At 59.5% G+C, this 19,308-nt stretch carries 17 protein-coding genes and 1 pseudogene; 11 read left to right on the top strand and 7 right to left on the bottom strand.

Going from position 1 to position 19,308, the window contains the following annotated elements:
• Nucleotides 1–515, top strand: a pseudogene (locus KGB29_RS06545) (copper oxidase); the annotation flags it as partial.
• Nucleotides 516–581: 66 nt separating this feature from the next.
• Here the strand turns inward: KGB29_RS06545 and KGB29_RS06540 are convergent.
• The 5 genes from KGB29_RS06540 to KGB29_RS06520 form a co-directional block, all read right to left on the bottom strand.
• Nucleotides 582–2,201: a methyl-accepting chemotaxis protein gene (locus tag KGB29_RS06540; protein ID WP_150813968.1), complete on the bottom strand. Its 1,620-nt coding sequence runs from the start codon at nucleotides 2,199–2,201 to the stop codon at nucleotides 582–584.
• A gap of 94 nt (nucleotides 2,202–2,295) precedes the next feature.
• Nucleotides 2,296–2,736 carry a CBS domain-containing protein gene (locus KGB29_RS06535; RefSeq protein WP_090456003.1) on the bottom strand — a complete coding sequence of 147 codons (441 nt, stop codon included), beginning with the start codon at nucleotides 2,734–2,736 and terminating at the stop codon, nucleotides 2,296–2,298.
• A 101-nt stretch (nucleotides 2,737–2,837) separates the two neighbouring features.
• The gene (gene nirD / locus KGB29_RS06530) at nucleotides 2,838–3,224 is read right to left on the bottom strand and encodes a nitrite reductase small subunit NirD (RefSeq protein ID WP_090456004.1); all 387 of its coding nucleotides are present in this window, start codon (nucleotides 3,222–3,224) and stop codon (nucleotides 2,838–2,840) included.
• On the bottom strand, nucleotides 3,224–5,785 hold the full coding sequence (gene nirB / locus KGB29_RS06525; protein WP_150813967.1) for a nitrite reductase large subunit NirB: 2,562 nt from the start codon (nucleotides 5,783–5,785) through the stop codon (nucleotides 3,224–3,226). Before nirB ends, nirD begins: the two co-directional genes overlap by 1 nt.
• Nucleotides 5,786–6,298: 513 nt before the next feature.
• A complete protein-coding gene (locus KGB29_RS06520; RefSeq protein ID WP_218543891.1) occupies nucleotides 6,299–6,997 on the bottom strand; it encodes a potassium channel family protein in 699 nt (232 codons plus the stop codon).
• 314 nt (nucleotides 6,998–7,311) lie between these two features.
• Here KGB29_RS06520 and KGB29_RS06515 point away from each other — a divergent pair, with 314 nt between their 5' ends.
• The 4 genes from KGB29_RS06515 to KGB29_RS06500 all read left to right on the top strand — a co-directional run bounded on the left by KGB29_RS06515 (nucleotide 7,312) and on the right by KGB29_RS06500 (nucleotide 11,676).
• Nucleotides 7,312–7,872 carry a YSC84-related protein gene (locus KGB29_RS06515; RefSeq protein ID WP_150813965.1) on the top strand — a complete coding sequence of 187 codons (561 nt, stop codon included), beginning with the start codon at nucleotides 7,312–7,314 and terminating at the stop codon, nucleotides 7,870–7,872.
• A 223-nt stretch (nucleotides 7,873–8,095) separates the two neighbouring features.
• On the top strand, nucleotides 8,096–9,310 hold the full coding sequence (gltS, locus tag KGB29_RS06510; RefSeq protein WP_150813964.1) for a sodium/glutamate symporter: 1,215 nt from the start codon (nucleotides 8,096–8,098) through the stop codon (nucleotides 9,308–9,310).
• A gap of 166 nt (nucleotides 9,311–9,476) precedes the next feature.
• Complete coding sequence (locus KGB29_RS06505; RefSeq protein ID WP_150813963.1) at nucleotides 9,477–9,776, top strand: DUF4189 domain-containing protein; 300 nt, start codon at nucleotides 9,477–9,479, stop codon at nucleotides 9,774–9,776.
• Nucleotides 9,777–9,936: 160 nt separating this feature from the next.
• Nucleotides 9,937–11,676, top strand: a complete 1,740-nt coding sequence (locus KGB29_RS06500; RefSeq protein WP_150813962.1) for a dipeptidase — start codon at nucleotides 9,937–9,939, stop codon at nucleotides 11,674–11,676.
• Nucleotides 11,677–11,836: 160 nt separating this feature from the next.
• Here KGB29_RS06500 and KGB29_RS06495 read toward each other — a convergent pair whose 3' ends face one another.
• The gene (locus KGB29_RS06495; RefSeq protein WP_150813960.1) at nucleotides 11,837–12,181 is read right to left on the bottom strand and encodes a DUF6124 family protein; all 345 of its coding nucleotides are present in this window, start codon (nucleotides 12,179–12,181) and stop codon (nucleotides 11,837–11,839) included.
• A gap of 650 nt (nucleotides 12,182–12,831) precedes the next feature.
• On the opposite strand from KGB29_RS06495, the gene KGB29_RS06490 reads away from it, so the two are divergent.
• The 6 genes from KGB29_RS06490 to KGB29_RS06465 all read left to right on the top strand — a co-directional run bounded on the left by KGB29_RS06490 (nucleotide 12,832) and on the right by KGB29_RS06465 (nucleotide 17,945).
• Nucleotides 12,832–13,323, top strand: coding sequence for a cupin domain-containing protein (locus KGB29_RS06490; RefSeq protein ID WP_150813959.1), 492 nt, complete (start codon nucleotides 12,832–12,834; stop codon nucleotides 13,321–13,323).
• Nucleotides 13,324–13,397: 74 nt separating this feature from the next.
• Entirely contained in the window at nucleotides 13,398–14,183 is a 786-nt protein-coding gene (locus tag KGB29_RS06485; protein ID WP_150813958.1) for a carboxymuconolactone decarboxylase family protein, read from the top strand.
• Between the two features lie 2 nt (nucleotides 14,184–14,185).
• Nucleotides 14,186–15,256, top strand: a complete 1,071-nt coding sequence (locus KGB29_RS06480; protein ID WP_150813957.1) for an alpha/beta hydrolase — start codon at nucleotides 14,186–14,188, stop codon at nucleotides 15,254–15,256.
• A 49-nt stretch (nucleotides 15,257–15,305) separates the two neighbouring features.
• Nucleotides 15,306–16,361, top strand: coding sequence for an alpha/beta hydrolase (locus KGB29_RS06475; RefSeq protein WP_150813956.1), 1,056 nt, complete (start codon nucleotides 15,306–15,308; stop codon nucleotides 16,359–16,361).
• Between the two features lie 80 nt (nucleotides 16,362–16,441).
• Nucleotides 16,442–17,335: a LysR family transcriptional regulator gene (locus KGB29_RS06470; protein ID WP_150813955.1), complete on the top strand. Its 894-nt coding sequence runs from the start codon at nucleotides 16,442–16,444 to the stop codon at nucleotides 17,333–17,335.
• Between the two features lie 124 nt (nucleotides 17,336–17,459).
• Complete coding sequence (locus tag KGB29_RS06465; RefSeq protein ID WP_150813954.1) at nucleotides 17,460–17,945, top strand: DUF6130 family protein; 486 nt, start codon at nucleotides 17,460–17,462, stop codon at nucleotides 17,943–17,945.
• A gap of 104 nt (nucleotides 17,946–18,049) precedes the next feature.
• On the opposite strand, the gene KGB29_RS06460 is transcribed toward KGB29_RS06465, so the two are convergent.
• On the bottom strand, nucleotides 18,050–19,027 hold the full coding sequence (locus KGB29_RS06460; RefSeq protein WP_090456025.1) for a LysR family transcriptional regulator: 978 nt from the start codon (nucleotides 19,025–19,027) through the stop codon (nucleotides 18,050–18,052).
• Between the last annotated feature and the right edge of the window lie 281 nt (nucleotides 19,028–19,308).

The raw sequence follows: 19,308 nt of genomic DNA, 5'->3' as shown, positions 1-19,308 counted from the left end.
CCAACGACAGCGACCCTGACGGTAACGTGCCACTTAAAGTGGTGGGTCTGGAGCAACCGGACTCCGGCAAGGGCGTGGTCAGCACCGATGGCCTGCGTGTGACCTACACACCACCGGCCACGGTCCCTGCGCCGTTCACCGCGACCTTTGCCTATAGGGCCAGCGATGCCAGGAACGCGGAGTCGGCACCGGCGACGGTGTCCGTGGCGGTCTCGGCAGCGATCAACGAGAACCTGATCGTCACCAGCGCCACCGTCACCGCCCGCAGCAACAGCCGCTGGTATTGGGTCCTGTCCGGCACCACCTCCCGTGGCACGGGCAATACCATCACGGCGACGGCCACGACCACAACCGGTACGGTGAACCTTGGCGCCGCCGTCCTGACGCAGACACCGACAGGCGCGCGCTGGAACATAGCGGTGACCACCGCCGGCAGTGGCCCGTCGCCTAGCCCGACGGCGACCATAAAATCGGCCTTCGGCAAAACCGTGACGGTGCCGATAAAGGCGAACTGAGTACAACCACGCTTTAGCGATGAGGGCCTCCTTGAGGCCCTCTTGCTACAAGCAAAACGAATCTGTCTAGATTTTAAAGCGCGCCACCGTCTGGTGCAGCGCTCCAGCCATCTGCGCCAGCTCCTGACCGGCTGCGTGGGTATGTCGGGCACCCAGTACGATCTGCTCGGACAAGTCACGAATGCCCACCAGGTTGCGGTCCACCTCACGCGCCACCAGGGCCTGCTCCTCCGTGGCACTGGCGATCAGCAGGTTGCGTTCATTGATCTGCGAGATCGACCGGGTGATCTCCTCCAGTGCCTCGCCGGAGCGTTGCGCGACTTCCAGGGTCGTCTGCACCAGGTGACCGCTGCTTTGCATTGCGGTCACCGCGTGCCCGGTATCGAGCCGAATATTGCCAATCATCTGCTCGATTTCCTGGGTCGACACATGAGTGCGATGGGCCAGCGCCCGCACCTCATCGGCGACTACCGCAAAACCACGCCCGGCATCACCGGCACGAGCCGCTTCAATCGCTGCGTTGAGGGCCAGCAAATTGGTTTGCTCGGCAATGCTGCGAATTACATCCAGTACCGCGCTAATGTCTTGTACACGTCCGGCCAATTGCTGAACACGTTCGGAGGTATCCATCATGCCGTCCGCCAGCGCACCTATCGAGGCCACCGTTTCCTGAACTTGCTCACGGCCGCGTTGTGCCGTTTGCTCGGAAACCCGGGACGCCTCGCTGGTGCTGACGGCATTGCGTGCGACCTCGTCGACGGCCGCCGTCATCTGATTGACCGCCGCCGCAGCCTGTTCGATCTCCAGGCCCTGAAGTTGCAAACTGCTGCTGGTCTGACTGCTGACCGTGCTCAGCTCTTCGGACGAACTGGCCACCTGATCGACCGACACGGCGATGTGCCTGACCATCGCGTTCAAGCTTTGCTGCATCCGGTGCATGTTCATCATCACGCTACCGTCGGCATTTGCATTCACTGGCACTTGAATCGTCAGGTCGCCCTGCGCGATTTGACTCAAGACCCGCGCGGCATCATCGGGCTCGCCACCCAAGGGCCGGGTGACACTGCGCGTCACGATGACCGCCGCGGCGATGACCGAGGCCAGGCAGAATGCAAGCAGCCCCAACATGTTCAGATACGCTTCTTCGTAGAGCGCCTGCGCCGATCTTTCACGGTCGGCGAAGATCTGCCCTTGCAGCGCCATCAAGGCGTCCAGACTTTTATAAACCTGCTGTTCGGCAGGGACGACGTGCTGTTTCAACTGCGCCATCGCGGCATCAAAAGCGCCTTGCCGGATCAACACCTGCACCTGGGTGAATGCGTCGACGTAAGCCTCGCGGTTCTTTTTCAGGGCAGCATAGGCGGTCTTGCCTTCCGGCAGATCGAACAGTGGCTCGAGGGTTTTCAGTGCCAGGCTGATACGCTTTTTGGTGGCATCGATGGCCTCTTGCACTTGCTGATTGTCTTTGTCGATCAGCAAGTCCCGGGTGTTCCTGGCGTTGTCCCGTACACCTGTGGCAATAACCATGATCGGATCGATTTTCGGCCAGTCCCGTTTGACGATCAGCATGGCCTGTTCCTTTAGCGTTGCCAGATCGTGCAACGCATATAACACCAAACCTGTCAGTACCAACGGCGCAATTGCAAAGCCGATGACGATACGTTGTGCCGTGCTCAACCTGGCCATGTCATATGCTCCCTGATCAATTCCCGCCCGACGCCCGGCACATCTGAAAACTGCATGTACTCACAAGCCTTCGATCCACCCTGCCCCGGTCGCTTTAATGTCCGCGAATATAGTGTTCCAGTTGCCGGATCAGTTCGGCCTGCTCGACGATGGCTTCTTTGACCAGATCACCAATCGACAACAGGCCAATCAGTTGGTCGCCCTCCACCACCGGTAGATGGCGCAGGTGACTGTCGGTCATGACCGCCATGCAACGCTCAATACTCTGCTGACTGTCTGCGGTCACGACAGGCGCGCTCATGATGGCCCGGACCGGCGTACCGACCGAAGAGCGCCCCTGTAGAACGACCTTGCGCGCATAGTCGCGTTCGCTGATAACGCCGACCACCTGCCCCTCCTCCATGACAGGTAACGCCCCGACATTTTTTTCGGCCATCATCTTCAACGCTTCAAGCACCGTCTGGTCTGGCGCGATGCTATGCACCCGTCGGTTCTGCACGGCCTTGAGCTTGAGCAGTTGTGCGGCTGTTTTCATACGAGCCTCCGATACTGTTTGTCATTGATCATCGACTCCGCCGGAGCCTGGCATGAATCATTAATTGAATGAGCGTTCAGACCGCGTGGAAATCCATGTGGTCAGGCCACCGCGACCTCCACCTGGCCTCCGTTGAGGCGCACAGGCCAGACCCGCAGACGCTGCTGCGGATACTCCAGACAACTGCCGTCCTCAAGGCGGAAATGCTGTTTGTAGAGTGGCGAGGCAATCACCAGATCGCCCTTGATGCTGCCGATCAGCCCGCGACCGATGACATTCGCCCCGGATTGCGGGTCATGATTATCGATGGCATAGAGGGTCTTGCCTTCGGCAGCCGGCAGGTAGAACAGCGCCACTTGTGCACCGTCCAGCCAGACGACGACACCGGAGTTACTCACCAGATCATCCTGGCTGCACACCGCTTGCCAGGCATCGGGATGGACCAAGGATGAACTGGAATAGGCTCGCTGGGTATCGGACTGGCTCATCAGACAATCTCCTCAATGACAGGGATAAGGTGGAGTTCAGCGGCCATGATCGGCCGGCGCTGACCGCGTTCCTGGACAAAATGGATGTCCGGGTCCGGGCGTTGATCGTTGACGAAGGTGCGGAAGCGCTTGAGCTTTTCCGGGTCTTTAAGGGCATTGGCCCATTCGCACTCGTAGCGGTTGACCACCAGCTGCATCTGCGACTCGAGCTCCTCACCCAGCCCGAGGCTGTCGTTGATGATCACGTCCTTGAGGTAGTCGAGGCCGCCTTCCAGGCTCTCGCGCCAGACCGAGGTACGCTGCAACTTGTCGGCGGTGCGGATGTAGAACATCAGGAAGCGGTCGATGTAACGAATCAGGGTCGCGTCATCGAGGTCGGTGGCAAACAGCTCGGCGTGGCGCGGACGCATGCCGCCGTTACCGGCCACGTAGAGGTTCCAGCCTTTCTCGGTGGCGATTACGCCCACGTCCTTGCTCTGCGCCTCGGCGCATTCACGGGTGCATCCGGAGACGGCGAACTTGAGCTTGTGCGGCGAGCGCAGGCCCTTGTAGCGGTCTTCGATGGTCAGGGCCATTTGTACGCTGTCCTGTACGCCATAACGGCACCAGGTACTGCCCACACAGGACTTCACCGTCCGGGTCGATTTGCCATAGGCGTGCCCGGTCTCAAAACCCGCTTCAATCAGCTCGGCCCAGATGTCCGGCAACTGATGCAACTGAGCGCCGAACAGATCGATGCGCTGCCCGCCGGTGATTTTGGTGTAGAGGTCGTATTTCTTCGCCACCACGCCAATCGCGATCAGCTTGTCGGCGGTGATTTCGCCGCCAGGAATACGCGGCACCACCGAGTACGTACCGTTTTTCTGCATGTTGGCCATGAAGGTGTCGTTGGTGTCCTGCAAGGGCACCAGCGACGTGTCCATGATCGGCTGGTTCCAGCACGAGGCGAGGATCGAGCCCACCGCCGGTTTGCAGACGTCGCAACCGGTGTGGCCACGGCCATGTTTGGCCAACAGTTCTTCGAAGGTGATCACTCCCTCTACCCGTACCAGCGCATAAAGCTCCTGACGGGTATAGGCGAAGTGTTCGCACAGGCTCTTGTCGACACTGACGCCGCGGGCAATCAGCTCATGCTCGAACACTTGCTTGAGCAGGCCGGCGCAACCGCCGCAGCCGGTGCAAGCCTTGGTCTGCGACTTGAGCTGGCCCAGGTCCGTACAGCCGCCGTCGATGGCCGAACAAATGGAGCCCTTGGTGACGTTATGACATGAGCACACCGTGGCCGACTCGGGCAGCGCACCCGGGCCCAGGGTCGGCGCGCCTTCGGAGGACGGCAGAATCAGGCTGGCCGGTTCCGACGGCAAGGCAATGGCGTTCTGCATGTATTGCAGCAGGGTGTCGTAATAGCTGTTGTCACCGACCAGCACTGCACCGAGGACGTGTTTGCCACTCGCATCCACCACCAGGCGGCGATAACTGGCGCTGGTTTCGTCGATGAATTGATAGCTGCGCGCGCCCGGGGTGTTGCCGTGGGCGTCGCCGATGGAGCCGACATCCACCCCCAGCAGCTTGAGCTTGGTCGACATGTCGGCACCGGTGAACGGCTCGGCGACTTCGTTGCACAGACGGGCCGCGACGCTGCGTGCCATCTGGTAGCCCGGTGCGACCAGGCCGAACAGGCTGCCGTTCCATGAAGCGCATTCACCGATGGCGTAGATGTTCGGGTCGCAACTTAGGCACGTGTCGTCGATCACCACGCCACCGCGCGGACCGATTTCCAGCGCGCATCGACGAGCCAGCGCGTCTTGAGCGCGGATACCGGCGGAAAACACGATCAGGTCGGTTTCGAGGAATTCGTCATTGGCGAAATTCATGCGATAGCGGTACTGCTCGCCCGCACTGATCGATTGCGTGGCGCGGGACAGGTGTACACCGACGCCCAATCGTTCGATCTGCGCCTTGAGCGCCTGGCCACCGAGGTCATCCAGCTGTACCGGCATCAAGCGCGGCGCGAATTCCACCACGTGGGCTTCAAGGCCCAGGCTCTTCAACGCGTTCGCGGCTTCCAGCCCCAGCAAGCCACCGCCGACCACCACGCCGCGCCGGGCATTGGCCGCCGCAGCCCGAATGGCATCGAGGTCTTCCAGGGTGCGATAGACCAGGCGCGATTCACCTTCGGCGCCTTCGATTGGCGGAACGAACGGATAAGAACCGGTGGCCAGAACCAATTTGTCATACGAGACGCAACCTTGCGAGGTGACCACCTGGCGACGGGCGCGGTCGATTTCCAATACCGGCACACCCAAATGCAGCGTAACGCCGGGCGTCTGGTAAAGCGACGCATCGGACAGCGCCAGCGACTCGGCATCACGACCGGAGAAGTACTCGGAAAGATGCACACGGTCATAGGCGCGCATCGGCTCCTCACTGAAGACGTGCAGCCGGTAATGTTCAAGCGCTCCCCGCTCGATCAGCTGTTCGACACAATGATGTCCGACCATGCCATTACCGATCACGATCAGCGTTTGCATCTTGTTCAACGTGGCAACATTGGAATTCATAGAAAGCACCCAGCCCGAGCCAATCACGGTTTTAAAAGCAAAAAAAAACGCCTGAAACCTTTCGGTTCCAGGCGTCTTTGCCTGTTCTTTTGCGGTGTACAAACCAGGCATCTATGCCTGATCCACCGATGCTGCCCACGACCTGTCCGGCCAATCGATCGTCGTTGACCGAGGGGGCTGTCCACACGAATGCGTTCCAGGTGGACCTGAAGTCAGCCTTGCAGCCTTTGTGCCAGCCAGCGACACAGAGACTTCAACTATCTGGAAACACTGACTCTTGAGCCAGGGGGGATTGTCACGACGTTGGAGTTACCGCAGGCGATAGCGCTTTGCGGCGCTTCCGACTGGTGCACGTTGTTAGGCATGGCGCTTTATAAAAGTGCATGGACCGCTCAATTCCTCAGCTCGTCAGCACTCAAGCCTGTTTCCGGTAATCCATGGATCGTTAAAGTCATTTGACCCAATAAATACCGGGGCAGCGGAAGGCCGGTGGTGGCCCAGGCAAATCGGGCGTCACCTGGCCTGATGCGACGGATAAATGCCGGCAAGCCGCGCTATCACGACCCCCACGTAAAAGACGCCTGAAAATTCTTCGACCATCACCAGTGAGCGGGCGTGGTTGGTCAACGGGATAACATCCCCGTAACCGGTGGTCGTGAGCGTCGTGAAGCTGAAATAGATCAGTTTGAAGAAAGTGCCGGGTTGTCTGAAATCGAAGTTGCCGGGGCCGAATGAGCCCGCGGCGGAAATCTCGACCAGGGCATAGATGAAGGACCAAGCGAAGGCCAGCATGATGTAGCCCGCAAGCGCGCCATGAAGCTTGTCGGCTGTAATTGGCCCGCGTTTGAGAAGGTAGCGAAGCACTCCGCTGAACGAAACCGCAAGTGACGCCGCATAGGTGATCCCGGCAAGTTCAAGCGTCGCGACACTCTCGGTCCACAAGGCCGCCCATTGAAGACAAATCCCAAGCAACGCCAGGCACACTTTGAGGATGAAGCCCCGCCGGGTCTGCCGGGTGGCGAAAGCACCCACGAGCAGCACGGCCGAAAACAGAATGCCGAGCAACATGCGAGCAATCAGCCCCTCCTCAAGAAAGGGAAACAGGAGGATCAACCCTAGCAAGAGCAACAACAGATAAGTGCAGGGCCCTAGCCCTATAACCATTTGAGCTAAATCCGCGTCGGATTCGGCTTTATCTTGAGAATTTGTCATATCTGGTTCCCGGAGGGCGAAAAAACTGATCTTGCTCAAGAATGATTGGCAGTGAAATTCTAGTCGCGAATGCATGCGAGGCGGAAAACCATCGGCCAGAAGCAAAACTGACAGCGAACCCGGCCGATACGCAGTGGTCATAACAGCTGATGGCAGCGCAAACGATCAGTGGCCCAGAGCCCAGTTCTTTCACGAGCGCAGCCTGCAATTCACACATTTCAGGGTGCGCCGGATAACCTCAGCGGGTTCGGTTCCTGCGTGACGCAGGCACTTGCCGCTGCTCTCATCCCCTGCTCCCTCAGTGGAGTACGCAAATGACTCGATCAATGCAGTTCTTCCTGTCGTTCTTCCTCGCGATTGCAACATTGGCATCGGCCGGTTTCCTGAACAATGCCGCAGCGGCCACCGCCGAGGATCTGAATGCCGACGCTCGACAAGCGTTGCAGACGCTCTACAAGACCAATCCATTCTCCGAAACCATCTCGCACCAGGCCAAGGCTGTGCTGGTCTTCCCGAACATCATCAAGGCGGGACTTGTATTCGGCGGCAGTTATGGCGAAGGCGTTTTAATGAAGGGCACGAAAGTCGAGAACTACTACAACTCTGTCAGCGGTTCATGGGGGCTGCAGGCCGGCGCCCAGTCGTACGGCTATGTGGTTTTCCTGATGACCGATAAAGCCGTGGACTATGTCGCCAAAACCAAGGGCTGGGAAATCGGTGTCGGGCCAACAGTTGTGTTTGTGGATGAAGGGGTTGCGAAGAACCTGTCCAGCTCGACGCTCAAAGACGACGCCTACGCGTTTATCTTCGACCAGCAAGGGTTAATGGCGGGGGTCAGTATCGAGGGAACGAAAATTTCTCTGATCAAGCGCTGACGTCACCGTCTGACTGGCCATCGGGACCGTGATGGCGGCCTATGCCAACCCGGATGGGGGTTCCCCTTCAGGCTAGGCTGTCCTCACTCCTGGCGTACAGACGCACCTGATGATTGGGAAGCCATCTGGACGAGCAAGGCTGTTTCGACCGTTCATTGATCCAGGTCTAAACATTGAATGACCGAATCCTGATAATGACTTTTCAGTTTTAGGTAGGCCTTAAATGACTTCACAGCTCTTCCAGGTTCACGGCCTCGTGAGTTTTACCCTTGCCATCCTCCTGCTTTTCCTTGGCAAAACCCTCGTCCAGCACAACGCCTTTCTCCGTCAATACTGTATCCCCGAATCGGTCGTCGGCGGCTTCGTCTGTGCGGCGGTTACGTCCTTGCTTTACTTTGGCCTGAATATCCAGATCGAATTCGATCTGCAAATTCGCGACACCCTGCTGCTCTATTTCTTTGCCGGCATCGGCTTGAAGTCGGACATGCGCCAACTGCTCAAGGGCGGGCGCCCGCTGCTGATCCTGCTGTTACTCGCCGCTGTGTTCATTCTGCTGCAGAACTCGCTGGGCATGGGCGTGGCCGAGGCTTTTGGGCTTGATCCCAAGGCGGGCTTGATGGTGGGCTCCATTTCCCTCACGGGTGGGGTGGGCACGACCCTGGCCTGGGCACCGCTCTTCGTCGAAAAACTGGGCATCAGCAACGCCCACGAACTGGGCATCGCCAGCAACACCGTCGGCCTGATTGCCGCTTGCGTCATCGGCGGCCCTATCGCCAACCAGCTGATACGCCGTTATCAACTGACGCCGTCCAGGGATGCGGAGCTGGAAGTCGGCATTCTCGAGCAACAACCGAGCAAGGCGCTGGACTACTACGACGTGCTCTGGGCCTGGATGTGGCTCAACCTGACCCTGATGCTCGGCTATGGACTCAACCTGCTGCTGGTCGATGCCGGCATCACCCTGCCCAAGTTTGTCAGCTGCCTGTTCGCCGGCATCGTCATTCACCACCTCGTTCTGGCCTTTGTCGGTGACCAGCGACTGAAAACCTGGAGCGGTGCCAGCCTGGGCCTGTCGCTGATCTCCGATATCTGTCTGGGCATGTTTTTGACCATGGCCCTGATGGGTCTTCAGCTATGGCAACTCAGCGGCGCATTGATGTTCATTCTTTGCGCATTGACCCTGCAAATCCTGCTGACGGTCGCCTATACGTATTTTGTGGTCTTCCGCTTTATGGGGCGCAATTACGAAGCCAGCGTGATCGCTTCCGGATTCGGCGGGATTGCCCTCGGCTCCACGGCAACGGCCATCGTCAACATGTCGACCGTGACGCAAAAGTACGGCGCGGCGCACCAGGCCTTCCTGATCGTGCCGCTGGTGTGTGGCTTTTTCATTGACCTGGTCAATGCCGTGATCATCAGCATGTTCAGTGGTCTGTAGCGACCTCGGCCCGGCTTTCGGACGACCAGACACACCGAACCTGGGAAAGCGGACGAAAGGAGCAGCAGGATCGATGCCGCAAGGATAGGCTCAAGTAAGAGAGTGCCCCAGCCCTGATCCGGCCAGGTACGATCTCAAATGCGCCTCTTGCTACAGGGGAACCGGGATGACGGGACACACTGTGCGCCAATGCTCGTCGTGGATCCTGCTATCCCTGCTCGCCGTCGATCTGGCGCTGATAGCCGGCTGTTCAGGCAAAGCCAGCACGGCTCAGCATTCTGCCCCCAGCGTCGGCTCGACCTGCTATGCAAAAGCCCTCCCCACTGTCGGCGAAGGAGGCCTCGCCTGGGGCGACACCCTGGACATGGCTCGCCAGAAATCCCTGAGTAATTGCATACGCTATTCCGGCCGATCCGGCGGTACGCCAAGTACCTGCAAAGTGGTGATGGCGGAATGTAAGCATTGATAGAGCGGTTTTTCATTTCTGCGCCGCTTTTGCATTTCTGTGCGACAGATCCCACTTCAGGGTCTCCCGTTTCACACGCTCGCGGTGTTAGCTTTGAGATGTTTCTGATCAGTCGATCAGATATTTCCTACGAACCGCCTGCAAAGGAATGCCCCCAGCAATGGATTTCTCCCTCAAGCACCTGGCTGCGACCACCCTCATGCTCGCCAGCCTTTCGTCGTTCACCACCGCTGCCCACGCCAACATCACCCCGCAACAGAACGCGATCATCCTCAAGACCTTCAGTGATGCATCGGTCAAGGATTTCAGGCAGTTCCTGGGAAGCCTGGCCAAGAGCGATATCGCCAAGACCGACGACCTCGGCCCGGCCATCCGTGCCTTCCTCGACAACAAGACGCTTACTGCCGGGCAACAAAACGAAATCCATCGTTTGCTCGGCCTCTATGCCCGGGTGAAATACGGCAGCGCAGCCACCGAAACCCTGAAGGAGCTGGTGGCCATTCCGACCGTGCGCGTGGACGGTGTCGACCAGCACGACAATCCCGAATTCCTCAAGATTGCCGAGAAGATCAAGGGCCTGGCCCAGGCGTTCAACCTGAACTTTCGCAACATCGACAACCGCGTCTACGAGATCTCCCTGGAAGGCAGCGGCGATGAAGTCGTGGGCATTCACGCCCATGCCGATGTGGTGCCGGTGACGCCAGAAAACTGGGTGCTGCAGGACGGCACCCGCCTCGACCCGTTCAAGGTCACCCTGATCGGCGATCGCATGTATGGCCGCGGCACCGAGGATGACAAGAACGGCATCGTGGTGGCGCTCTACGCCATGAAGATCATCAAGGAGGAGAAGCTGCCGCTGGCCCGCAACTTCAAGCTGCTGGTCGACACCACCGAAGAGACCACGGGCGACGCCATCCCCTACTACTTCGAACGCAACCCCACACCCAACTACAACCTGGCGCTGGATGGCGGCTACCCGGTGGTGATCGCCGAGAAAGGCTACGGCACGGTCATGGCCAGCTTCGCCAAGCGCACCGCGCAAGGCAAAGGCGCAGAGATCACCTCGATGACCGGCGGCCTGGCCACCAACCAGATCCCATCGACATCGGTTGCGACCCTGGTGACCGACAAGCCCGCCGAACTGGCCGCCAGCCTGCAAAAGGCCGGCACCGAGTATGCCAAGCGCAACGGCGGCAACTTCGCGGTCGCCGCCAAGGTCGACGGCAAGGACGTCAAACTGACGGTCACCGGTGTGTCCGCCCACTCCTCCGAGCCCGAGTCCGGCGTCAACCCGGTGGCCAGGATGCTCGACTTCATCAATGGCCTCGACGGCAAGGTCGCGCTCAAGCACAACCAGATCACCGACGCCGCGCGCTACGCCGCCGACAACTGGGGGCTGGACTACCTGGGTGGCAAGTTGGGAGTCGGTTTTTCCGATGAATTCATGGGCCCGCTGACCACGTCCCTGACCTATGTCGGGATGGATGACAAAGCCTTCAAACTCGCAGTCAACCTGCGCGTGCCGAAGGGCAAGACGCCGGATGTGCTCAAGTCCGAAATCGCCGCAAAGCTGGACGCCTGGAGCAAGAAGACCAGCATCGCACCAACCTTCGACCTGTCGATCGCCGAGCCGATGTATCGCAACCCCGAGGGTGAATGGGTCAAAGCCTTGCTCGCTGTGACCAGCGAAAACCTCGGCATGGAACACAAGTTCGGCACCTCCGCCGGCGCCACCTCCGTGCATGAACTGCCCAACGGCGTGCAATTCGGCCTGGCCATGCCGGACGTCAAATACACCGGTCACAACGATAACGAGTTCAAGACCACCGAGCAGTTCCTGCTGGACTTGCAGATCGTGACCGAAATGATGGGCCGCATCGGGCAATTGCCGAAGCTTTGATCCCCCTTCGGACCCGCCACCCTGGCGGGTCCATTGCTTTCACTTCCAAACCACATCCCGCCCCCTGTAGGAGCGAGCCTGCTCGCGAAAAACCCAAGGGCGCCACGGTCCGTCTGGTTTCCCGCGTCATCGTTACCCTCCATCGCGAGCAGGCTCGCTCCTACGGGTCGATTTGATCCAGCACCCGATTCGCCGTGATCTCCGCCAGCATCACGCTGTTGGAAATCCCCAGCAGCGCATTGCGCGCCCCCCCGTCCAGGTGATCCACCAACTGATGGACCATCACATCGACCGACGCGAGGGTTTCGACCAAATAAACCATCAAGGTTTCGGGACTCGCCTGCGGGTCCACGGTGAACAGGGTACCGGGTGTGCGCGGTGTGGCTTTGATATCGGCAATCGAGGGGATGTGAAAATCGGGGGCGGCTTCGTTGAGCCTGGTTGAGTCGGGTTCATGTGGGGAGACCGGATCAACCTCCGGTGGGTTTGGCGTTACCTTGAACATGATCTTCAATTCCTGAGTGATGCGGTCACCACTTCGCGACTAAACGAAGGGGTGGCAGCTGTACGCAGGTTAGTCGACCGGGGAATTGAAGAAGCCGGCGCACCCGAAGGTGCCCTGCGCACAGCCACCATCAAATACAGGTGTAAATACCTGTCTGACGGACACTTGTGCGACTTCAATTACCAACAGGCGACTAAACCCGATCACTGATGGGCAGTGACGCGAATCAAGTTACCGATGGCCCCCGAGGCGCACAAGCCGGCGGATTCTGGCGTAACCGTAGGCAACGGCGCAAGGTCTTGTAGCTTGCATGAAGTAACCTTAAACACCGTTAAACAAACACTCTCCGGCGATGTTGAGTGACATGGTGCACTTGCCCGGATTGATGAATAAGCCTCATGAACCCTTGCCGATTTACCCGTCTAGTGCTCATCCGTTAGCTCGCTTACTGTTTCCCCAGCGGTCCTGCACCCAGCCGATACCACTGACGTGCAGCCTGACCATCAAAAGCGGGAATTTGGGGTGAAACCATCCCGCCCGTTGTGTGCTCGTTCCTGACGGCCCACGACCTGAGAGGGAAAGCCATCTCCCCTTCAACACCCACGGCGGCTGCCTCGCAGTTGGCTGACCCGCCTTTAGGAGCAACATTGATGAATCCCTTGATCGCCCCATTGGTGGCCTTATCGCTCATGGCCGGGGAAGCCTGCGCCCAGTCCTCCAACGAGATCCGCATTACCCACGCCGGCTCCCAGCCCTCCATCAAGGGCGCTGCGGAAAACTTCACCGGCACGGTTCGGGTTGATGGCCTGTTCAAGGGGGATTCCCCTGCTCGCATCGGCGGTGGCACGGTGACCTTCGAACCCGCCGCCCGCACGGCCTGGCATACCCATCCGCTGGGGCAAACGCTGATCGTCACCGCCGGGGTTGGTTATGTGCAGCAAGAGGGCGGCCCACGTCAGGAAATCCGTCCGGGCGACATTGTCTGGATCCCGCCGCAAACACGTCACTGGCATGGCGCGACGGCCACCAACGGAATGACTCACATCGCCATCGCCGAAGCCGAGGACGGCAAGGCTGTCACTTGGGCGGAAAAAGTCTCGGATGCGCAGTACGAAGGTCAATCGCCCGCGCAGGGCTTGTAGCTGTTTGTTGTAGATCAACCTCACTCGAACACCGCCTGCCAAGGCAGTGATGAGCAATGGATGGAGCTTTCACGATGACCACTGATACACCGATTGCACATCGCAAGACCGGTGCCCTCCCCGCGCTGATAGCCCTGTGTCTGGGCCTTGGCTTGATGTCGGGTGTGGCCACTCAGAACGCCGAGGCATCGCAACCCATGACCAGCACACAACCTGCGGTACAAACGCTGTCTGCCAGGCAACAGGCCATTCCACTGATCGCAGCGTTCATGGCGACCAGTGACATGCCAAGGCTCAACGCTGCCTTGAACCAAGGCCTGGACGCCGGCCTGACGGTCAGCGAGACCAAGGAAATCCTGGTGCAGCTCTACGCCTATGTCGGCTTCCCGCGCAGCCTCAATGCGTTGAATGAACTGATGACGGTGGTGCAAGCGCGCCAACAACGCGGCATCCAGGATGCGCCTGGACGCGAACCCAGCCGTGCCATTGCAACCGGTGAGGCATTGCTCGCGGCAGGAACGGCTAATCAAACCCGAATTTCCGGGGGGCCGGTCAAGGGGCCGGTGTTCGATTTTGCCCCGGTCATCAACCGGTTTCTGCAAACCCACCTGTTCGGCGACATCTTCGAGCGCGACAACCTCGACTGGCAAAGCCGCGAGCTGGCGACCGTCGGCGCTCTGGCCGCAACGCCGGGTGTGGAGTCGCAGTTGCGCTCGCACATGGGGGCGAGCCTGCGGGTTGGGTTGAGCGTGGAGCAATTGCGCCAAGTCATCGAGGTACTGGCCGAGCACGGCGATGAACAATCCGCCAAACGTGCAAGCACTGCCCTGACACAGGCACTTGCTGCCTCGGGAGGTTGAACATGAAGACTGGAAAAAACCTGCTGAACATCACCCTGCTGAGCGTGCTTGCCGCCTGTGCAAGCCATGCCACTGCCGCTGCTCCCTTGATGATTCAGGAGCAAGGCAGCTTCGCCGCCGGCGGGACGATGATCACCGCACCGGGCACGTTCAATCCGCGCAAACCCATGAATCCTGACGGCCAGACTTACCACGGCGACCATGCCTACACCTTCTACCAAATCCCGGTCGATGCGCGAAAACTGCCCATCGTCATGTGGCACGGCGCAGGCCAGTTTTCCAAGACCTGGGAAACCACCGCGGATGGCCGCGAAGGCTTCCAGAATATTTTTCTGCGGCGCCAGTTCGGCGTGTATCTGATCGACCAGCCGCGCCGTGGTGATGCCGGCCGCAGCATGGTCGAAGCAACGGTCAAGCCTGTCCCGGACGAGCAGCTCTGGTTCAACCAGTTCCGTATCGGCTTGTGGCCCAACTATTTCGAGGGTGTGCAGGTTGCCCGGGATGCGCAAACGCGCGACCAGTTCTTCCGCGCGATGACGCCAAACACCGGTCCGTTCGACATGGGCGTGGTCTCCGATGGCGTGTCGGCAGTCTTCGACAAAATCGGCCCCGGCATCCTGTTCACGCACTCTCAGGGTGGCGGGCCTGGTTGGTTGACGGCGATCAAGAACAACAAGGTCAAGGCCATCGTGGCTTTCGAGCCGGGCAGCAGCTTCGTCTTCCCGCAGGGTGAAGTACCCGCGCCGATTCCCAGCGCGTTCGACACGGTACAAGGCGCAGCGGTGCCGATGGATCAGTTCATGGCGCTCACGCGCATTCCGGTCCTGATCCTCTATGGCGACAACATCCCGGAGCAAGCCGTCGACCTGCCCGCCCAGGACAGCTGGCGCGCCCGCCTCACCATGGCCCGGCTTTGGCGCGATGCCGTCAACAAACACGGCGGTAACGTGAGGCTGATCCACTTGCCGGAGATTGGCATCAAGGGCAATACCCACTTCCCCATGTCGGATCTGAACAACGTGCAGATCGCGGACCTGGTGTCCGGGTTTCTGACAGAAAAGCATCTGGATTGACGGCTTCAGCACATTTTTTAACGCGCCTTTTAATGCTTCGGAGACACTTATGAGAAATACAATTTTGAAAGCCTCGCTGATGGCCGCCATGGTCGGTATTTCTGCTGGCGAAGCCGGCGCCGCCGACTACAAAAAGAACCCGTTCACCTTGGCTTACGACGGTGCAATTACCAAGAATGAACCCGGCAAGGTCAACATCCATCCGGTCACCTACAAGCTCAATGGCCTGGACATCGCTGCCAACGTCTACACCCCTGCCAACTACGATGCGAAGAAGGCTTATCCGACGGTAGTGGTGGCGCACCCCAATGGCGGCGTGAAAGAGCAAGTCGCCGGTTTGTATGCCCAGCGACTGGCCGAACAAGGCTACATCACGATTACCGCCGATGCCGCGTATCAGGGCGCAAGTGGCGGACAACCGCGCAGCATCGACAAGCCGGCGTACCGCATCGAGGATATCCACGGCATGGCGGACTTCATCACCCAGTATGCTGGCGTCGACGGCAGGCGTCTGGGCCTGCTTGGCATCTGCGGTGGCGGTGGCTACTCGTTGGCCGCCGCGCAAACCGACAAGCGATTCAAGTCGGTGGCGACCGTGAGCATGTTCAACTCTGGCCGGGTGCGTCGCAATGGCTACAACGACTCGCAACTGGACACCATCAAGCAACGCCTGCAACAGGCTTCCGCTGCCCGCGCCCAGGAAGCGGCCGGAGGTGAAGTGCTCTATTCGGGCGATGCCAACCTCACCGATGAGCAGATCGCCAAACTGCCGTTCGAGCTGTATCGCCAGGGTTATGAGTACTACTGGAAGACCCATGCCCACCCTGACTCAACCTTCAAATACACCACGAGCAGCCTGCTGGACCTGATGCGCTTCGACGCCACCAACCAGATCGAACTGATCAATCAGCCATTGCTGATGATCGCCGGCAGCAAGGCCGACAGCCTGTACATGACCCAGGATGCGTTCCCCAAGGCCACCGGTACCAAGGACAAGGAGTTGTTCATCATCGACGGCGCTACGCACATCGAAACCTACTGGGTTCCCAAGTATGTGGACGCTGCACTCGGCAAGTTGACGCCGTTCTACGCAAGAACCTTGTGATTGGTTCGTTGGGGTCGCGCATCCATGCGGAACCTGATTACATGGAATAATCCCGCTCTCCGCATGAGAGGCTCTCATCAATGTCTCGCGCCAATCTCAACGATCTGCAAGCCTTCGTGGTCATTACCCGCGAAGGCAGCTTCACTCGCGCCGCCGCACAGCTGGGCGTCTCGCAGTCCGCGCTGAGCCACACCATGCGCGCTCTCGAAACCAGGCTCGGCGTTCGCCTGTTGACCCGAACCACGCGCAGCGTATCCCCCACAGAGGCTGGCCAGCGGTTGTATCAGTCCATGGCGCCGCGCTTCGACGAAATCGAACTTGAACTGGCTGCGGTCAGCGAGTTTCGCGATACCCCGGCAGGCAACGTGCGGATTTCAGCCTCCGAACATGCGGCGAACAACATCCTTTGGCCCAAGCTGTCGAAGGTGCTTCCCGACTACCCGGACATCAAGGTCGAAATCACCGTCGACTACGCCCTCTGCGACATCGTCGCGCAGCGCTACGACGCGGGTGTGCGCCTGGGCGATCAGGTGGCCAAGGACATGATCGCCGTCCCGATCGGCCCCCCGTTGCGCATCGCCGTAGTGGGGTCTGCCGACTACTTCAAACAGCGGCCGTATCCGAAAGAGCCAAGGGATTTGGCCGCACATAATTGCATCAATTTGCGCCTGCCCACCCACGGGAGCCTGATGCAATGGGATTTTGAGAAGGACGGTCACGAACTCAAGGCACGTGTCGAAGGACAATGGACGTTCAACAGCAGCGTGCCGATCCTGCGCGCTGCTGTCGCCGGATGCGGGCTGGGGTTCCTGCCAGAAGATATGGTAGCCAGGGAGCTTGCCGACGGAAGCCTTGTGCGGGTACTCGAAGACTGGTGCCAGCCTTTTGCCGGTTACCACCTTTACTACCCCAATCGCCGTGAGCATTCTTCAGCGTTCGGCGTAGTGGTGGACGCGCTGCGTTACAAGCGCTGAGTCGTCCATGGTCAACATGCCTGGATGGCACGGATGAAATACGTGAGTGATTCCAGTTTCAAATAAACACTGGGAGATACTCGGGTTGATCTAGGCTTGAATGAAATCACGCGGGAAAAAAACCATGTCCCTCGCTCCCGGAAATCTATTGGCCCTGGCTTTGGGTGTCTTCTTTTGCACAGCTGTGTACGGACAAGGGGTAGCAGACACCGATTCCCCACCGGCAATACTTCCATTGGCATCCGAGACTGCGCCAAAACTCATTGCCTACCCGCCGCTTGCCGAGCCACTCGCCCGCGGTGTTGTCATTATCCAGTATCGAACAGAACACGCCAGGATCATGCCGGTATTTGGCAAAGCAGCTGTTGAAGTATCACCACGTCTCGGCCACCTCCACGTGACGGTCGACGACTGGAAAGGCACATGGGCGCACACCAGCGAAGACCCGATCATCCTGGTTGGACTGACGCCCGGCACTCACAAGGTTCTGCTTGAAGTGGCCGACCCGACTCACAAAATCCTCACCAGTACGACAGTGAGTTTTATCGTTCCGCAGAAGAAACCGGCGGACGCTCCCCACATTGACAATGATCACGCAGTAAAACCATGACGATTGAGTGTTCATAGCTGACTGCGGTGGTGTGAGTAGCCTCTGATTTCGAAAACACCTCTGACCAACTACTTCGCTTTACTTCTGGCTGCACAACTCCACCCTCAGGGTGACGGTAGATAGCCCATCACACGTGACTCACCCATCAGCAGCGGGCGATTCAGTTCCGCACAAGCACGCAAGTACTCGGCCACCAGAGTGACCCGCTTCAGCTTGCGCAGGTCCTCGCTGTAATACATCCAGAACTGCCGCGTGATCTCCACTTCACCGGGCAGCACTTCGCACAGGCGGGGATCGGGGCCGGCGAGGAAGCAAGGCAGGATCGCCAGCGCCCGCCCCTCCAGGGCTGCGTGGTAATGGGCCACCACGCTGGTGCTGCGCAGGCGACTGTTGGCGCCGGGCATCAGGTCGTTCAGGTAGAGCAGCTTGAAGCTGAAGGCCAGATCCTCGACGTAGGTCACGAACGGGTGAACGGCCAGGTCCTCGCGACAGCCAATCGTCGGATGACTGGCCAGGTACTCCGGCGTCGCATACAGACGCAGGCGGTAATCGCACAGCCGCGAGCACACGTACGGACCGCGCTCGGGTCGTTCCAGGGTGATGGCGATGTCCGCCTCGCGCCGTGACAGGTTGATGAAATGCGGGACCGGCAAAATGTCCGCCGAGATATGCGGGTAGTGCTCGAGGAAGTGGCTCATCTGCGCAGTGATGAAACAGGTCCCGAAGGCTTCGGTACAGCCGATGCGCAGGTGCCCGGCGAGCCCCCCGGTGGTGCCGAAAACCTGCTCGCAGGCTACCAGCAGCGTACTTTCCAGGGATTCGGCGTGGCTGACCAGACGCTGCCCCTCCACGGTCAGGACAAAACCTGCGGTTCGCGACTTCTCGAACAACAGAGCACCCAGACACTGCTCCAGGGCGCGGATGCGCCGCGACACCGTGGTGTAGTCCACCCCCAGGCGGCGAGCTGCACCGCTGGCGGTGCGGGCACGGGCGACCTCGAGGAAGAAACGCATGTCGTCCCAGTTCAGTGGGTTCTGCGTTGTGCTTTTTTGCATATCCATCGGGCTTTTCTGCCAATACATATGGGAAATATGCACTTATATACTCGCATCTCACCCAACTTGGCCAGCGTCGTTTTCAGGCCAGGAAAGCCCCCCACCCCAATAATAAATACCGAGGGCTGACAGCATGAGCGCATGGATAAACACCGGCTTGCACGCCGGACTCAAACAGCTGCGCAACAGCGCAATCGCGGCCACGGTTCTCGTCTGCCGTTGGCCCGATCCACTGCTCGCCGCGCCGCGGATCGGGTCCGCCGTCCTGCACCGCCCTCTCTCCACCGCAAGGTCATCCGGGCGGCAAT

Source organism: Pseudomonas sp. BF-B-30 (genome assembly GCF_019956305.1).
GTDB lineage: Bacteria > Pseudomonadota > Gammaproteobacteria > Pseudomonadales > Pseudomonadaceae > Aquipseudomonas > Aquipseudomonas jessenii.
The sequence above is the reverse complement of the archived record's forward strand: the minus strand, read 5'-3'. Positions and strand labels throughout refer to the sequence as shown.

Excerpts from the sequence above, each read along its gene's own strand:
- KGB29_RS06540 (WP_150813968.1), bottom strand. The coding sequence starts at position 2,201 with ATGGCCAGGTTGAGCACGGCACAACGTATCGTCATCGGCTTTGCAATT.
- KGB29_RS06535 (WP_090456003.1), bottom strand. The coding sequence starts at position 2,736 with ATGAAAACAGCCGCACAACTGCTCAAGCTCAAGGCCGTGCAGAACCGA.
- nirD (WP_090456004.1), bottom strand. The coding sequence starts at position 3,224 with ATGAGCCAGTCCGATACCCAGCGAGCCTATTCCAGTTCATCCTTGGTC.
- nirB (WP_150813967.1), bottom strand. The coding sequence starts at position 5,785 with ATGAATTCCAATGTTGCCACGTTGAACAAGATGCAAACGCTGATCGTG.
- KGB29_RS06520 (WP_218543891.1), bottom strand. The coding sequence starts at position 6,997 with ATGACAAATTCTCAAGATAAAGCCGAATCCGACGCGGATTTAGCTCAA.
- KGB29_RS06515 (WP_150813965.1), top strand. The coding sequence starts at position 7,312 with ATGACTCGATCAATGCAGTTCTTCCTGTCGTTCTTCCTCGCGATTGCA.
- gltS (WP_150813964.1), top strand. The coding sequence starts at position 8,096 with ATGACTTCACAGCTCTTCCAGGTTCACGGCCTCGTGAGTTTTACCCTT.
- KGB29_RS06505 (WP_150813963.1), top strand. The coding sequence starts at position 9,477 with ATGACGGGACACACTGTGCGCCAATGCTCGTCGTGGATCCTGCTATCC.
- KGB29_RS06500 (WP_150813962.1), top strand. The coding sequence starts at position 9,937 with ATGGATTTCTCCCTCAAGCACCTGGCTGCGACCACCCTCATGCTCGCC.
- KGB29_RS06495 (WP_150813960.1), bottom strand. The coding sequence starts at position 12,181 with ATGTTCAAGGTAACGCCAAACCCACCGGAGGTTGATCCGGTCTCCCCA.
- KGB29_RS06490 (WP_150813959.1), top strand. The coding sequence starts at position 12,832 with ATGAATCCCTTGATCGCCCCATTGGTGGCCTTATCGCTCATGGCCGGG.
- KGB29_RS06485 (WP_150813958.1), top strand. The coding sequence starts at position 13,398 with ATGACCACTGATACACCGATTGCACATCGCAAGACCGGTGCCCTCCCC.
- KGB29_RS06480 (WP_150813957.1), top strand. The coding sequence starts at position 14,186 with ATGAAGACTGGAAAAAACCTGCTGAACATCACCCTGCTGAGCGTGCTT.
- KGB29_RS06475 (WP_150813956.1), top strand. The coding sequence starts at position 15,306 with ATGAGAAATACAATTTTGAAAGCCTCGCTGATGGCCGCCATGGTCGGT.
- KGB29_RS06470 (WP_150813955.1), top strand. The coding sequence starts at position 16,442 with ATGTCTCGCGCCAATCTCAACGATCTGCAAGCCTTCGTGGTCATTACC.
- KGB29_RS06465 (WP_150813954.1), top strand. The coding sequence starts at position 17,460 with ATGTCCCTCGCTCCCGGAAATCTATTGGCCCTGGCTTTGGGTGTCTTC.
- KGB29_RS06460 (WP_090456025.1), bottom strand. The coding sequence starts at position 19,027 with ATGTATTGGCAGAAAAGCCCGATGGATATGCAAAAAAGCACAACGCAG.